Below are 12,448 nucleotides of genomic sequence, written 5' to 3'. Positions count from 1 at the left end.
CTGGTTTCCTTACTGCGCTGGCGACTGCTCGGGCTCGGGCTGCAGCTCGGGTTGCTGCTCTTCCTGCGTCGGGGCCGGCTTGGCTTTTGGCTGGTGCTGGTGCGACTTGTGCGCTTTGCCGTTATCGCCGTCTTCAGGCAGGTACAGTGGGCCCTTCTGACCGCAGGCCGAAACGAGGCAGGCAACAGCGACCAGCGCCGCGAGGGAGGAAATCAGGCGCTTCATGGGTGAAATCCTTAGAAATATGCAGTATTGCGCCCGAGTATACCGAGCGACCGACGGCTTGCCTATGCAAGGGCAGGCCCGCCGGGCGGGCTATTCTTGGTGCTTGCCACGGCCCTTTCCCAAACCCAAAGGCACTGCGCTGGGTTCGAGTTCGTGCCGCTGCAGGCACGGCTAAAACTTTGCATTCGGCGGCAAGCGCCCGTATCTTGCCCGGCATGCCAGTAACGCAGCCAATTTCGAGGTTCCTGCAATGAGTTTGAGTGAAGCGCGTTTCCATGACCTGGTCGACACTACCCAACAGGCCTTGGAAGACCTGTTCGACGAGAGTGGCCTGGACCTGGACATGGAGAACTCCGCTGGCGTCCTGACCATCAAGTTCGACAACGGCAGCACGCTGATCTTCAGCCGCCAGGAGCCGCTGCGCCAGCTGTGGCTGGCCGACCGTTCCGGCGGTTTCCACTTCGACTATGACGAAGACAGCGGCAAGTGGGTGTGCGAGAAGAGCGATGAATTGCTGGGCGAAATGCTCGAGCGCATCGTCTGGGAACGGGCCGGCGAAAAGCTGGATTTCGACGAGATCTGATATGAGCGACACCCAGGCCCGGCCGCCCAAGCCGCTCTACAGCAATGTCAGCCCCGCCGTGCCGTCGCCGTGCATCAGCGTGTGCCGGTTGGACGAGCAGCGTATTTGCACGGGTTGCCACCGGCATGTCGAGCACATCCGCGAATGGCGTTCAGCCGATGACCAGCGGCGCCGGCAGATCTGCCGCGAAGCCCAGGCCCTGCGCGACCAGGCTAAGGCACACTGATCGCAAGGGCTTGAGTATTTACCCGGCTGTGGTAGTGTCGGGTTCTGCGTCGCTGACGCAACGCCATTACAAACCCCGCCCTTGGGCGGGGTTTTGCTTTATCTGCACGATGAAAACCGCCTGTTCAAAGGAGTCTGACTGGATCATGAGCACCAAGCCTTCCCTCATCCTCACCCGATTGGACGTACAACGTCTGGAGCGTCTGATCGACAGCCTCGACGAGAATACGCCGGGTGTGCTTGCCTTGATGGGCGAGCTGGACCGCGCCGAACAGGTGGTCGGTCACGAGGAAGTGCCAGCTGGGGTGGTGACCATGAATTCGCGCGTGCACTGCCGCGAGGAAGCCAGTGGCAAGGACTACCACCTGACCCTGGTGTACCCCAAGGATGCGGGGCCTGAAGGCAGGGTCTCGGTCCTGGCGCCGATTGGTTGCGCCTTGCTGGGATTGTCGGTGGGCGAGCAGATCGACTGGCCTGCACCGGGGGGCAAGACCCTCAAGCTGAAGCTGCTGGAGGTCGAGTACCAGCCAGAAGCGGCGGGCGATTTTGACCTGTAAGGCCCGGGTGCTTTCATCAGCCCATGGTGGGCTGGGTGGGAGCGGGTGAGCCCGCCCCCACAGCTACCGCAATGGGTCATTCGCCCAACACTTGCTCCAGGCCCTCGTTCAACGCCTGCTCCAGCTCCCGCTTGTAGCGCAGGTACAGCTGCGTCGACCCGAGCTGGTCATCCAGCAGCTCGGACAAGTCCAGGTCAGTGATATAGCACCGGTAGTGCCTGTTGCCGCGCCGCTGCCCAATGATCTGCCGGGCGACCACCGCATACAGCTGCTCGCCATGCTCCAGTTCGGAATATTCCTGCTGGTCGCAGTACAGTGTCACATGCGCAGCACCCGCCACCCCGGCCTGGATAATGGCCTGCACCTCGTAGTAGGGCTGGTCGTTACCTTCGGGGGCCGGGCGCGGCTCGCTGCTGCGCGCCTTGCCTGGGCCGGAGGGCAGCAGTTGTACGTAATGGATATCCAGGGACGCCGGCCGCAGGGTGTCCATCGGTAACCGGGCATCGCGGCGCATCACCACCGAACGCAGAAAACGCTGCAGCGGCAACAGCAGATGCGCTTCGTCATGCAGCGGCAGGCGTTGTTGCCACAAGGCGTTGTATTCATCCAGCACATACAGTTCGGCCCAGCTCCCCTGCAGGCGGTAGAACACCTGGATGCAGGCTGGCTGGCCCTGTTCCAGGACCAGGCGCAGGTCGTGGTCCTGCAGGGCGTTGGCGTCCAGGTACAGCGGGCTGTAGCTGCTGCGCTCTTGGCCCAGGTACGCCAGTAATGCCTCATGCTCGGCCAGGGTTGTCAGGCTGACGTGCCCGGCCAGCAACTCAAGCACATGCGTATGCTGGGCAACCTGCAGCAGGTAGCGGTGCTCAAGGCCCTGGTCCAGCAGAAGTTGCACCGTGTCGAAGACTTCCTCCACGCGCTGGGCGATGGCCTGGGCGCGGCTCTGGCAGAAACAGCGCACCCGCAGCCGTGGCCGCTGGCCGTGCAGCACCGGGCTGTTGAGGAAGTCGCGCAAGCAGCGCACCAGCGCATGTTCGCCGTCATAGCGCTGGACCAGCACTTCGTTCCAGCTGTTGAGGGTGACCTGGTCCAGGGTCAGCACCAGGTTCTCGCGCACCCCGGCATAGCTCAGCGAGTCGGTGCGCTCGGTGGTCATCAGGATGTTCAGGTCGCGGTGGTGACGCAGCGGGTCGATGGCGACGTTGACCAGCAGCAGTATCTCGTCGGCAACACTGGGCTGCAGCAGGCGCACCTCGCTGACGATCGGCAAGGGCAGGGGAATGCTCTGCTGCAGGCAGCCCACCAGGTTGAACAGCTCGATTTCGCTGAGGTCGCTGACGCCGGGGTGCAATGCCAGGCGTGTACTGCTGTCGATCACCCCGTTGCGGTGTGCCCAGGTCAGCAATTCGATCAGCTCGCGGCAGCGTTTCAGCGGGCTGAAATGCTCCACGTCATGCGTGCTCAGGTTGCCGGTGTACAGCCCCCAGTGATGGCTGCCGGGCTCCTTGCGGTTGGGCGCCTGGACCAGCGTCAGGGTGCCTTCGGCGAGGTCCGGGGCGATACCGGGGTTGATCAGTTCGACCTTGCCGGCGCGGCGCTCGAACGCTGCGTACAGGCGTCGGCCCAGCACGTTGAGGTCGCGCTGGTCGGCGCGGCTGCTGGCGTTCTGGGTGCGGGCGAACTGGCTGAGAAAGCGGTAGCTGTGGTTCAGTTCGGCTACCAGGTCACGGCGCTCCACGGCGACTTGCTGGACTTTCCACTGGCTGCGGCTGTCCAGCAGTGCCAGCTGGCGCCTGTCCCAGCCCCATTCGTCGGTCAGGCGCTGCAGCAGCCGGCGTTGCCAGCCAGTGGTCCGGGACGGGTCGCTGAGCTTCTTGTTCACCTTCAGGTACAGGCTGCGGCGTACCAACTCCAGGCGGGCCCGCTCGCCACGCTGCAGCAGGTAGTGTTCGATGCGCCGATAGACCATCACGTAGGGGTCCAGCTCGTCGAGGTCGAGCTGGTTGGCGAACACGGCTTGCTTGTAGTCCAGGCTCAGGCAGCGCACGGTAGGATGTTCGCTGGCATAGGCCTCGGTCAGCAACAGCTTGAGCAGCGACTTGTAGGGCGAGTCGATGCCCTTGAACAACTGCCACAGGCCGGCCCCGACGAACTCGCCAGGCGGGATGCTCGCCAGGCTGCCGAGGTCGAGGGCGTCCTGGCTGCGGATGAAGCGCTTGGACAGCAGGGTCTGGGTGTAGCTGTGGTAGTGCTGTTCCTGGTAGACCGGCACCAGCCACCACAACGGCGTGCGCCCGGCCAGCCAGATGGTGGTGCGGTAGAACTCGTCCAGCAGCAAGTAGTGCTGGGTCGTACCGCAATCGTCGGAGCCGAGCTGGCCGTCGCGTTGGCCCTGGGCGAAACCTTGTGTGTCGATCAGGAAGAAATGCGCCTCGGCGCCCAGGCTTTCTGCCCATGCCTCCAGCAGCTGGCATTTGCGCCGCAATTCGCCCAGCAACTCGTCGGCCAGGCCGGGGGCATGGCACACCCACAGGTCCATGTCGCTGTGCTCGGCCTGCGCCAGCGAGCCCAGGCTGCCCATCAGGAACAGGCCATGGATCGGGCGCGGCGGGTTGCCGTGGCGGGCCTTGTAGGTGAACGAGCGGGCCAGGCGCTGGGCCTCGAGCACCAGCTCGGCGCTTGGTTCGTAGCCTGATACACCGGCCGGGGTGCTGCCCGACACATAGCCTGGCAGCAGCGGATGGTTCACGTGGAACAGCAGCGGCAGCAACGTCAATACCTGTTGCTGGCGCGTCGACAGGCCTTCCAGTGCCCGCTGCAGCCGGCCCTGGTTAAGCCGCAGGAACCGCGCACGCAATGTCGCCAGGACTTTGCGGTCGATGCCTTCGTCCAGGTCGGGGCGGATTTCATGAGGGTGGTTCATTGCGCACTCGGGCCGGCCAGTGGAGCTGTGGCGAGTGTAGCCTGAGGGATCGGCGCTGGATAAGCGCCAATTGAAAGATTGACGTCATTTTGCCAGCGCGCACGGGTGGCAAGCTCCAGCTTTTCCTGCCGTTGAGGCATGATGGCTGCCTTGAATGAATGACGAGGTTACCCGATGCGTGTCTGGATCGATGCCGACGCCTGCCCCAAGGCGGCCAAGGATCTGGTCGTCAAGTTCGCCCTCAAGCGCAAGTTCGAAGTGGTCATGGTCGCGGGCCAGGCTGTGGCCAAGCCGGCGTTCGCCATCGTACGGCTGATAGTGGTACCCAGCGGCATGGACGCGGCGGACGATTATCTGGTGGAGCACGCCGTGCCTGGCGAACTGGTGATCTGCAGCGACGTACCGCTGGCCGACCGCCTGGTGAAGAAGGGCGTGGCAGCGCTGGACCCGCGTGGGCGCGAATTCGACGAGCGCAACATGGGTGACCGGCTGGCGGCGCGCAACCTGTTCACCGAACTGCGCGAGCAAGGCCAGGTGGGGGGAGGGCAGGCGCCTTACGGCGAACGCGAAAAGCAGGCGTTTGCCAATGCGCTGGACCGGATCATTGCCCGGCTTTCCAAGGCCTGAGGCGTACGCGCCCTGCGTAGGCGCGGCCTTGTGTCGCGATCGGGCTGCAAAGCAGCCCCAGCGTTATCTGCGTTGCAGCTGTAATCGAGGGGCTGCTACGCAGCCCGATCGCGACACAAGGCCGCGCCTACACCGGGCGCGCCAGCAAGAACCTATTCGTGCGCCAGCTCCAGCACCCGATCCACCAGCTTGTAGATGCCGCCAGCCGCCTCGCTGATCGACTTGGCCTCCATGTACGCCGGGGTGGTGACCAGCTTGCGCTGGGGGTCCTCGACGATATCGTGCACATCGCATTGTTCATGGGTGCCGCCCATCTTCACCACGGCCGCCGCAGTGTCTGCGTCGGTACCGATGGTGCAGACCACGCCCGGCCCGTAGATCTTCGCTGCCAGCGCCGGCGATATGCAGATCAGGCCAACCGGCTTGCATGCGCTGGCGAAGGCTTCGGCCAGTGCCAGCACGTCCGGGTTGACGCTGCAGTTGGCGCCTTCCACGGCAAAGTTGGAGAGGTTCTTCGCCGCACCGAAACCGCCCGGCACGATCAGCGCATCGAAGTCCTCGGCCTTGGCTTCGCGAATGTCCTTGACCTGACCGCGGGCGATACGTGCCGATTCCACCAGTACATTGCGCGACTCGGGCATCTCTTCGCCGGTCAGATGGTTGATCACCTGCAGCTGCGCAATGTTGGGCGCGAAGCACTGCACCTGCGCACCGCGCTGGTCGAGGCGCAGCAGGGTGATCACGCTTTCGTGGATCTCGGCGCCGTCGTAGACGCCACAGCCGGAAAGAATCACCGCTACTTTTTTTGTCATGCTCATTACTCCAGTGTCGAGGCGCTAAATGTCCTCTAGTTTGGCAGATGTCGCCATAGGGGTTCTGGCGCACGCGGCCTAATCTTGGTGGATAACGCCTGAGTTCGTGCCCATGGACCTGATATTGCTGGCCGTGCCGTTCTTCTTCGTGCTGATCGCCGTGGAACTGGTAGCCGACCGTGTGCGTGGCCAGCGCAATTTCACCCTGGCCGACTCGATCAACAGCCTCAGCACCGGCGCACTGTCGACCAGCACCGGGCTGCTGACCAAAGGGCTGGGGCTGCTCACCTATGCCTTCGTCTTCGAGCACCTGGCGCTGCTGCGCTTGCCGTCGCAGGCCTGGTGGGTATGGTTGCTGGCCTTTGTCCTGTACGACTTCTGCTACTACTGGCTGCACCGTCTGGGGCACGAGCGCAACGTGCTGTGGGCTGCGCATTCGGTGCATCACCAGAGCGAGGAGTACAACCTCACCACTGCACTGCGCCAGACCAGCAGCGGTTTCATCTTTTCCTGGATCTTCTACCTGCCGCTGGCGCTGGTCGGGGTGCCGCCAGTGGTGTTCATCACCGTGGCGTCGCTCAACCTGTTGTACCAGTTCTGGGTACATACCCGGCATATCGCCAAGCTTGGCTGGCTCGAGTGGGTGTTGATCACGCCATCCAACCATCGCGTCCACCATGCGCAAAATCCTGCCTACTTGGATCGCAACTACGGCGGCGTGTTCATTCTCTGGGACCGTCTGTTCGGCACCTTCAAGGAGGAGGACCCGGCCGAGCCGGTAGTGTTCGGGGTGACTACGCCGCTGGCCAGCTGGAACCCGCTGTGGGCCAACCTGCAGTTCTATGCCCAGCTCTGGCACGACGCCCGGCGTGCCGACAGCGTGTGGGACAAGCTGCGCATCTGGTTCATGCCCACGGGCTGGCGCCCGGCCGATGTGGCCGCCCGCTATCCGCAGGCCAGGCAGGACCTGGCGCGGTTTCGCAAGTTCGCAGTGGCCCTGGGGCGCCCGCAGCAGGCCTACGTGGCAGCGCAGTTCGTGGTTTACGTGGCGTTGGGCAGCTATCTGATGGACGTGGCCGAGCGCGTGCCAGGCGCCGCGCTGGTGCTCGGCTGGGTGTTGATGGCGTTTGGCTTGTTCGTGCTGGGTGCGCTGCTGGAGAACCGGCCGTGGGCCACGCGCCTGGAGCTGCTACGGCTGCTGGCCACTGTGCCGGCGCTGTACCTGGCCGGCGCCCTGGGCCTAGCGGTGGTCGTGCCGTTGGCCTGGCTCGTGCTCGTGGCTTATTGCCTGCTCAGCTTCTGGGGCCTGGGCCTGGCCCGCCGCCTTGCGCTCCGCACGCAAGGTCCGGAAGCGTCGGCGCAGCCATAGCAGGCCGCCCAGCGCCAGCAAGCCACCCAGCACCCATAGCTCGTAGCGCTTCACGTTGCCCAGCAGGCCTTCGAGAATGGCGCCGAAGTGGTACGCGGCGGCGCCCAGGGCCACTGCCCAGATCGCCGCGCCCAGGCCGTTCAGCAGCAGGTAGCGGCGCGGCGGGTAGCCCGACAGGCCGATGGCCACCGGCATGACCGTGCGCAGGCCATAGACGAAGCGGAAACTCAGCACCCAGATGTCGGGGTGGCGGCGGATGTGGTCCAGTGCCCGGTCGCCCATTGCCTGCCAGCGCGGTTTGCGGGCCAGGATCCTGCGCCCATGGCGACGGCCCATGAAGTACCACAGCTGGTCGCCGGCATAGCTGCCGAAAAACGCCACCAGGCACACCAGGTTGATGTCCATGTAGCCGCGGAACGCAAGGAATCCCGCAAGCACCAGAATGGTCTCGCCTTCAAAGAAGGTGCCTAGAAAAAGGGCGAAGTAGCCGAAATCCTGCAGGAATTGTTGAAGCATTTTCTGAGGTGCTGGCGAAATGAACGCGCAGCCTACCCCTTCGCGCGCATTCGTGAAAGTGTCCAAATGTGTCTCGACGTGAACATTTCCTACACGGAGAATGCCGGAAGGCACGCGCCACGGCTTGCCCTGCTGTGTAACACAGGCGTCATAATGGGCGCTTATCTTGCCGCTCAATTGATGATAGGGCGTTAACGTCCTCAGGAACGCCAGATGAATAATGAAGTGCTAACCCCTGTCGCGATCAAGGATGCTCAGGAACTCCCCGAAGAGATGGTGCAGACCCCGCCAGACCTGCCGCCGGCGCCCCAGCCCGTGGTAGAACCGGTGGCCCCGGCGCCTGCGCCGGCCCCGGCGATCACCGTCCCCGGCCTGGACGACAGCAGCCTGTACATTCATCGCGAACTCTCGCAGCTGCAGTTCAACATCCGCGTACTGGAACAGGCGCTGGATGAAAGCTACCCGCTGCTCGAACGCCTCAAGTTCCTGCTGATCTTTTCCAGCAACCTCGACGAGTTCTTCGAGATCCGCGTCGCCGGCCTGAAGAAGCAGATCAATTTTGCCCGGGAACTGGCCGGTGCCGACGGCCTGCAGCCGCACCAGGCATTGGCGCGCATCAGCGAGCTGGTACACAGCGAAGTGGAGCGCCAGTACGCGATCCTCAATGACGTGCTGCTGCCAGAGCTGGAAAAGCACCAGATTCGCTTCATCCGCCGCCGTTATTGGACACCCAAGCTCAAGACCTGGGTGCGCCGCTATTTCCGCGACGAAATCGCCCCGATCATCACCCCGATCGGCCTCGACCCGACCCACCCGTTCCCGCTGCTGGTGAACAAGAGCCTCAACTTCATCGTCGAGCTCGAGGGGGTCGACGCCTTCGGCCGCGATTCCGGCCTGGCGATCATCCCGGCACCGCGCCTGCTGCCGCGGGTCATCCGCGTGCCGGAAGAGGTGGGTGGCGCAGGGGACAACTATGTATTCCTGTCGTCGATGATCCACGCGCACGCCGACGACCTGTTCCAGGGCATGAAGGTAAAGGGCTGCTACCAGTTCCGCCTGACCCGCAACGCCGACCTGGCGCTGGATTCCGAAGAGGTCGACGACCTGGCCCGCGCGCTGCGCGGCGAGTTGTTCTCGCGTCGCTATGGCGATGCCGTGCGCCTGGAAGTGGCCGATACCTGCCCGAAACACCTGTCGGACTACCTGCTCAAGCAGTTCAGCCTCAGCGAAAGCGAGTTGTACCAGGTCAACGGCCCGGTCAACCTCACCCGCCTGTTCAGCATTACAGGCCTGGACAGCCACCCCGAGCTGCAATACACGCCGTTCACCCCGGCGATCCCCAAGCTGCTGCAAAACGCTGACAACATCTTTAGCGTGATCGGCAAGCAGGACATCCTGCTGATGCACCCGTTCGAGTCGTTCACCCCGGTGATCGACCTGCTGCGCCAGGCGGCCAAGGACCCGCACGTGCTCGCCGTGCGCCAGACCCTGTACCGCTCCGGTGCCAACTCGGAAATCGTCGACGCGCTGGTGGACGCGGCGCGTAACGGCAAGGAAGTCACTGCGGTGATCGAATTGCGTGCGCGTTTCGACGAAGAATCCAACCTGCAGATGGCCAGCCGCCTGCAGGCCGCCGGTGCGGTGGTGATCTACGGTGTGGTCGGCTTCAAGACCCACGCCAAGATGATGCTGATCCTGCGTCGCGAGCACGGCGAGATCGTGCGCTATGCGCACCTGGGAACCGGCAACTACCACGCCGGCAACGCCCGCCTGTACACCGACTACAGCCTGCTGACCTCCGACGACGCCCTCACCGAGGACGTCGGCAAGCTGTTCAGCCAGCTGATCGGCATGGGCAAGACCCTGCGCATGAAGAAGCTGCTGCACGCGCCGTTCACCCTGAAGAAGGGCATGCTCGACATGATCGCGCGGGAAACCCAGTTCGCCCTCGAAGGCAAGCCGGCGCACATCATCGCCAAGTTCAACTCGCTGACCGACGCCAAGGTCATCAAGGCGTTGTACAAGGCCAGCCAGTCGGGCGTGAAGATCGACCTGGTGGTGCGTGGCATGTGCTGCCTGCGCCCAGGTATCCCGGGGGTATCGCACAACATCCAGGTGCGCTCGATCATCGGCCGCTTCCTCGAGCACACGCGGGTGTTCTACTTCCTCAATGGCGGCGAAGAGCAGATCTACCTGTCCAGCGCCGACTGGATGGAGCGCAACCTCGACAAGCGTGTCGAGACCTGTTTCCCGGTGGAAGGCAAGAAGCTGTTGCTGCGGGTGAAGAAGGAGCTGGAAGGCTACCTGACCGACAACACCCACGCCTGGACCCTGCAGCCAGACGGGCGCTACGTGCGCAGCACGCCGACCGGCAACCAGAACCCGCGCAGTGCCCAGGCGACCCTGCTGGAACGCCTGAGCAACCCGGTACTCAACGTACGCTGAGGACGAAGCCGACCCGGGCCAGCCACTCCGCCTCGTTGGCGAAGTCGGCCTGGGTCAGCTGGTTCTGTTCCAGCCAGCCTTGCGGGAACACCACGTCCAGGCAATCGCCGGCAGCCTTCAGTTCCACCTTCGGCATCTGTTGGTTGCCGCGGATGTGGTGGAACAGGATGGCGAAGCGCAGCAGCACGCACAGGCGCAGCAGCTTGACCCCTTCCTCGCCCAGTTCGGCGTATTTGTCCTTGGGGATGTTGCGGCGGTGGCCGCGTACCAGCAAGGCCATCATCTGCTGGTCCTCGCGGGAGAAGCCCGACAAGTCTGAGTGCTCGATCAGGTAGGCGCCGTGCTTGTGGTAATGGTAGTGGGCGATGTCCAGGCCGATCTCGTGCACCTTCGCCGCCCAGCCCAGCAGGTCGCGCCAGTTTCCGTCCTTCAGGTCCCAGGCATCGGCGACCTGGTCGAACGCGTGCAGTGCCTTGCGCTCGACGCGTGCAGCCTGGCCCTGGTCCACGTGGTAGCGCTCCATCAGCGAATTCAGGGTGCGCTCGCGCACGTCTTCGTGGTGGTGGCGGCCCAGCAGGTCGAACAGCACACCCTCGCGCAGGGCGCCGTCGCAGTGGTCCATGCGCTGCAGTTCCAGCGCATCGAAGATCGCCTCGAGAATCGCCAGGCCGGCCGGGAAGATGGCCCGGCGGTCGGGTTTGACGCCGTCGAAGTCGATCTTGTCGACCTCACCCAGCTTGAACAGCTTGCGCTTGACCCAGGCCAGGCCCTCGGCATTGACCTCGCCATTGCCCAGGCCACCGGCCTTGATGGCTGCGCCGATGGCGCGGATGGTACCGGACGAACCGATGGCCTCGTCCCAGGTCAGGCGATGCAGGGCGTTCTCGATGCTCATCAGTTCCAGGCGCGCGGCGGTGTAGGCCTGGGCATAGCGGGCCGGGGTGATCTTGCCGTCGCGGAAGTAGCGCTGGGTGAAGCTGACGCAGCCCATCTGCAGGCTTTCGCGCAGCAGCGGCTCGAAGCGTTGGCCGATGATGAACTCGGTACTGCCGCCGCCGATGTCGGCGACCAGGCGTTTGCCCGGTGTATCGGCCAGGGTGTGCGACACGCCGAGGTAGATCAGGCGCGCTTCTTCACGGCCGGAGATGACCTCGACCGGGTGGCCGAGGATGGCTTCGGCGCGCTGGATGAATTCGTTGCGGTTGCGCGCTTCGCGCAAGGCGTTGGTACCGACGATGCGCACCGAGCCGGCGGGCATGCCGTTGATCAGCTGGGAAAAGCGCTTGAGGCAGTCCAGGCCCCGTTCCATGGCTTCTTCGCTGAGCTTGCGCTCGTCGTCGATGCCGGCGGCCAGCTGAACCTTCTCGCCGAGCCGCTCGAGGATGCGGATTTCGGTATGGTGGGCCTTGGCCACGACCATGTGAAAGCTGTTGGAGCCAAGGTCGATGGCGGCGATCAGGGACAGGTTCTTCGCGATGGTATGCGGCATGATCTGGTTGTTCTCGGTCGTTAACCCGGCAATCGTGCCACGATAGCAGGCTATCGCCAACGCGTGGCATACAGCCGTTGAGCAGGCCTTGATGCAAGGCAATGTGCCAGTCGATGCTATGACACTGGCGTGACAGTTTCGATTCGTGGCGTCTTGCACAACTATAGTTACACTCAATCGTCCGCGGCTTCCTGTAGGAGTCGGGTGCGGCTATGATGGGCAACGTTTTTTATTGCTTACGACCTTGGAGATTTCCATGAGCGACAAAATCAAACACGTCACCGACGCCAGCTTCGAAGCCGATGTACTGCAGGCTCAGGGTCCGGTGCTGGTCGACTACTGGGCTGAATGGTGCGGCCCATGCAAGATGATCGCTCCGGTTCTGGACGACATCGCTGCCACCTACGAGGGCAAACTGACCGTCGCCAAGCTGAACATCGACGAGAACCAGGAAACCCCGGCCAAGCACGGCGTGCGTGGCATCCCGACGCTGATGCTGTTCAAGAACGGCAATGTCGAGGCCACCAAGGTCGGCGCACTGTCGAAATCGCAGCTGGCCGCGTTCCTCGACGCCCACCTGTGATAGCAAAAAGCCCCGCGAATGCGGGGTTTTTTTTGCCTGCAAAGGTCTGTGGCGGTACGATTTCCACCGTCAAAACCACTAGACGTCGAAAAAA

General features: G+C 63.7%; 11 protein-coding genes and 1 pseudogene. 7 read left to right on the top strand and 5 right to left on the bottom strand.

The window, feature by feature from the left end:
* Positions 1–9 precede the first annotated feature (9 nt).
* Positions 10–225: a lipoprotein gene (locus tag ACJA3S_RS24930; protein ID WP_406820345.1), complete on the bottom strand. Its 216-nt coding sequence runs from the start codon at positions 223–225 to the stop codon at positions 10–12.
* A 250-nt stretch (positions 226–475) separates the two neighbouring features.
* On the opposite strand from ACJA3S_RS24930, the gene cyaY reads away from it, so the two are divergent.
* From cyaY to rnk, 3 genes are all read left to right on the top strand, one after another.
* Entirely contained in the window at positions 476–808 is a 333-nt protein-coding gene (gene cyaY, locus ACJA3S_RS24925; RefSeq protein ID WP_406820344.1) for an iron donor protein CyaY, read from the top strand.
* 1 nt (position 809) lies between these two features.
* Positions 810–1,034, top strand: a complete 225-nt coding sequence (locus ACJA3S_RS24920) for a DUF1289 domain-containing protein (protein WP_170033687.1) — start codon at positions 810–812, stop codon at positions 1,032–1,034.
* 145 nt (positions 1,035–1,179) lie between these two features.
* Positions 1,180–1,590, top strand: a complete 411-nt coding sequence (gene rnk, locus ACJA3S_RS24915) for a nucleoside diphosphate kinase regulator (protein ID WP_406820343.1) — start codon at positions 1,180–1,182, stop codon at positions 1,588–1,590.
* 76 nt (positions 1,591–1,666) lie between these two features.
* Here rnk and ACJA3S_RS24910 read toward each other — a convergent pair whose 3' ends face one another.
* The gene (locus ACJA3S_RS24910; protein ID WP_406820342.1) at positions 1,667–4,513 is read right to left on the bottom strand and encodes a class I adenylate cyclase; all 2,847 of its coding nucleotides are present in this window, start codon (positions 4,511–4,513) and stop codon (positions 1,667–1,669) included.
* Between the two features lie 174 nt (positions 4,514–4,687).
* On the opposite strand from ACJA3S_RS24910, the gene ACJA3S_RS24905 reads away from it, so the two are divergent.
* On the top strand, positions 4,688–5,140 hold the full coding sequence (locus tag ACJA3S_RS24905; RefSeq protein ID WP_170033681.1) for a YaiI/YqxD family protein: 453 nt from the start codon (positions 4,688–4,690) through the stop codon (positions 5,138–5,140).
* Between the two features lie 152 nt (positions 5,141–5,292).
* Here ACJA3S_RS24905 and elbB read toward each other — a convergent pair whose 3' ends face one another.
* A complete protein-coding gene (gene elbB, locus ACJA3S_RS24900) occupies positions 5,293–5,952 on the bottom strand; it encodes an isoprenoid biosynthesis glyoxalase ElbB (protein WP_406820341.1) in 660 nt (219 codons plus the stop codon).
* A gap of 112 nt (positions 5,953–6,064) precedes the next feature.
* On the opposite strand from elbB, the pseudogene ACJA3S_RS24895 reads away from it, so the two are divergent.
* A pseudogene (locus tag ACJA3S_RS24895) lies at positions 6,065–6,643 on the top strand (sterol desaturase family protein); the annotation flags it as partial.
* A 549-nt stretch (positions 6,644–7,192) separates the two neighbouring features.
* On the opposite strand, the gene ACJA3S_RS24890 reads toward ACJA3S_RS24895, so the two are convergent.
* On the bottom strand, positions 7,193–7,837 hold the full coding sequence (locus ACJA3S_RS24890) for a DedA family protein (protein WP_170033677.1): 645 nt from the start codon (positions 7,835–7,837) through the stop codon (positions 7,193–7,195).
* 213 nt (positions 7,838–8,050) lie between these two features.
* On the opposite strand from ACJA3S_RS24890, the gene ppk1 reads away from it, so the two are divergent.
* Positions 8,051–10,282 (top strand): polyphosphate kinase 1, encoded by a 2,232-nt coding sequence (gene ppk1 / locus ACJA3S_RS24885; protein ID WP_406820340.1) that lies wholly within the window; start codon positions 8,051–8,053, stop codon positions 10,280–10,282.
* On the opposite strand, the gene ppx is transcribed toward ppk1, so the two are convergent.
* Positions 10,269–11,771, bottom strand: coding sequence for an exopolyphosphatase (gene ppx / locus ACJA3S_RS24880; RefSeq protein WP_186684107.1), 1,503 nt, complete (start codon positions 11,769–11,771; stop codon positions 10,269–10,271). The genes ppk1 and ppx overlap by 14 nt on opposite strands.
* A 256-nt stretch (positions 11,772–12,027) precedes the next feature.
* Here ppx and trxA point away from each other — a divergent pair, with 256 nt between their 5' ends.
* A complete protein-coding gene (trxA, locus tag ACJA3S_RS24875; protein ID WP_012274768.1) occupies positions 12,028–12,354 on the top strand; it encodes a thioredoxin TrxA in 327 nt (108 codons plus the stop codon).
* The last annotated feature ends 94 nt before the right edge of the window (positions 12,355–12,448 follow it).

Origin of the sequence: Pseudomonas sp. KnCO4 (assembly GCF_045344305.1) — a bacterium.
In the GTDB taxonomy this organism is placed as follows: Bacteria; Pseudomonadota; Gammaproteobacteria; order Pseudomonadales; family Pseudomonadaceae; genus Aquipseudomonas; species Aquipseudomonas anuradhapurensis.
Note: the sequence above shows the minus strand (reverse complement) of the source record. Positions and strands in the feature narration are given on the sequence as shown.